Source organism: Streptomyces apricus, from assembly GCF_008369065.1.
Classification (GTDB): domain Bacteria; phylum Actinomycetota; class Actinomycetes; order Streptomycetales; family Streptomycetaceae; genus Streptomyces; species Streptomyces apricus.
Map to the genome: position 1 here is coordinate 243,068 of NZ_VDFC01000043.1, position 1,822 is coordinate 244,889.

Consider the following 1,822-nt stretch of genomic DNA (forward strand, 5'->3'; position numbering starts at 1 on the left):
GTGGCGGGATGGGCGGTCTGCTCAACGGCGCGACCGTCAGCTCCGAGGCCAAGGCGCTCCTGGAGAAGGATTCCGGTGACTACACCTGGGTGGCGGCGGCCATCGGCTCGCAGAACGCGGCGAGCTACCAGCTCTCCACCGGCGACCCGGTGATGGCGATCGGCGGCTTCAACGGCAGCGACCCGTCGCCGACGCTCGCCCAGTTCAAGAAGTACGTGGCGGACGGGAAGATCCACTACTTCGTCTCGTCCGGCTCCATGGGCGGCGGCAGCGACAGCTCCGGCACCGGGACCCAGATCAGCGAATGGGTGCAGGAGAACTTCAAGGAGGTGACGGTGGGTTCGTCCACGTTCTACGACCTGACGCAGTCCACCGGCGACTGAGACCCTCCGCCGGGGCCGTGGCCCGGGACAGTGACCCGGAGTCATGGGGCTGATGCCGGGCGGAGCGGGAAGACTCCGCGGTGGCGGCCCGGACGCGGGGTCCGCCCGGCCTCCGGGCGGGCGGACCCCGCAGTTCCGGGGCGCCCCTCCGCGAGAGTCCCGAGGAAGGTGCGCCATGGTGAGGGCAGCCGGCCGGGCCGGGCGCCCGGCCCGGACCAGCGTCTGGCTGGCCGGCAGGGCCCCGCGGGGCGGTCGCGCCCGCGGCGACCGGCCGCCCCCGCTCGACCGGGACCGGATCACCGCGGTCGCGGCGGCGCTCCTCGACGCGGAGGGGCCCGCCGGGTTCTCCATGCGGCGGCTGGCCGCCGAGCTGAACGTGACCGCGATGTCCGTCTACTGGTACGTGGACACGAAGGACGATCTCCTCGAACTGGCGCTGGACGCGGTGTACGGCGAACTGGAGTTGCCGGATCCGGACGCCGACGACGACTGGCGGGACCAGCTGCGGGCGCTCGCCTCCGGCTACCGGGCACTGCTCCTGCGGCACCCGTGGGTGTCGCCGCTCGCCGGGACGTTCCCCGACATCGGGCCCCGCTCGGTGGCCTTCTCGCAGGCGGTGCAGCGGGTGGTCCGCCGCACGGGGCTGCCCCCGCACCGGCTGGCGGGGGCCGTCTCCGCCGTCCTCCGGTTCGTGTACGGGTCCGGCGGCCCGGTCGAGGGCCGCCTCACGCGGCGCCCGGCCGGGGCGGGGACGGACCCCGACGCCTCCCCGGGGCAGGCGCCGGGCACGGTGGAGGAGATGCGCGAGCGGGACTTCCACGCCGCGCTCGACCTGGTGATCGCGGGCATCGAGACGGTGGTGCTCCGCGGCGAGCCGTGAGGAGTGCCCCGGCCCCCCCGGTCGGTTGGCGAGGGCCGGTCGCGCGGGCCCCCGCCAACCGACCGGGGGCGATGCGCTTCCTACGCCAGATGCGCCGGGAAGCCGCCCGTGGCCACCGGGCCCCATTTCTGCGGGGTGATCCTGATGATCGACTTGCCCTGCTTGACCATGGCCCGGCGGTACTCGTCCCAGTCCGGGTGCTCGCCCGAGATGTTGCGGAAGTACTCGACCAGGGGCTCGACCGACTCGGGGGAGTCGATCACCTCGGCCGTGCCGTCGATCTGGACCCAGGGGCCGTTCCAGTCGTCGCTCAGGACGATGAGGCTGACCCGCTCGTCGCGCTTGGCGTTGCGGGTCTTGGCGCGCTCCGGGTAGGTGGAGACGACGACCCGGCCCGAGTCGTCGACCCCGCAGGTCAGGGGCGAGCCCTGCGGGCCGCCGTCCGCCCTGCGCGTCAGCAGGATGGCGCGGTGGCGGGGGCGTACGAAGTCCAGCAGCTCGTCCAGCGATACGGACGTGTTCGTCGCGATGTTCGGTGCCATGCGGGCAGCTTAGGCGC

Annotated in this window: 3 protein-coding genes; 2 read left to right on the top strand and 1 reads right to left on the bottom strand. The window is 73.8% G+C overall.

Annotation, left to right across the window (positions count from 1 at the left end; translation table 11 throughout):
* The coding region (locus FGF04_RS41165; protein ID WP_456340028.1) for a mannosyltransferase YkcB-related protein at positions 1–383 on the top strand (383 nt) is incomplete at its 5' end.
* A 175-nt stretch (positions 384–558) separates the two neighbouring features.
* Positions 559–1,263, top strand: coding sequence for a TetR/AcrR family transcriptional regulator (locus FGF04_RS19230; RefSeq protein WP_149512549.1), 705 nt, complete (start codon positions 559–561; stop codon positions 1,261–1,263).
* Between the two features lie 80 nt (positions 1,264–1,343).
* On the opposite strand, the gene FGF04_RS19235 is transcribed toward FGF04_RS19230, so the two are convergent.
* Positions 1,344–1,805 (bottom strand): PPOX class F420-dependent oxidoreductase, encoded by a 462-nt coding sequence (locus FGF04_RS19235; RefSeq protein WP_149512550.1) that lies wholly within the window; start codon positions 1,803–1,805, stop codon positions 1,344–1,346.
* Positions 1,806–1,822 lie beyond the last annotated feature (17 nt).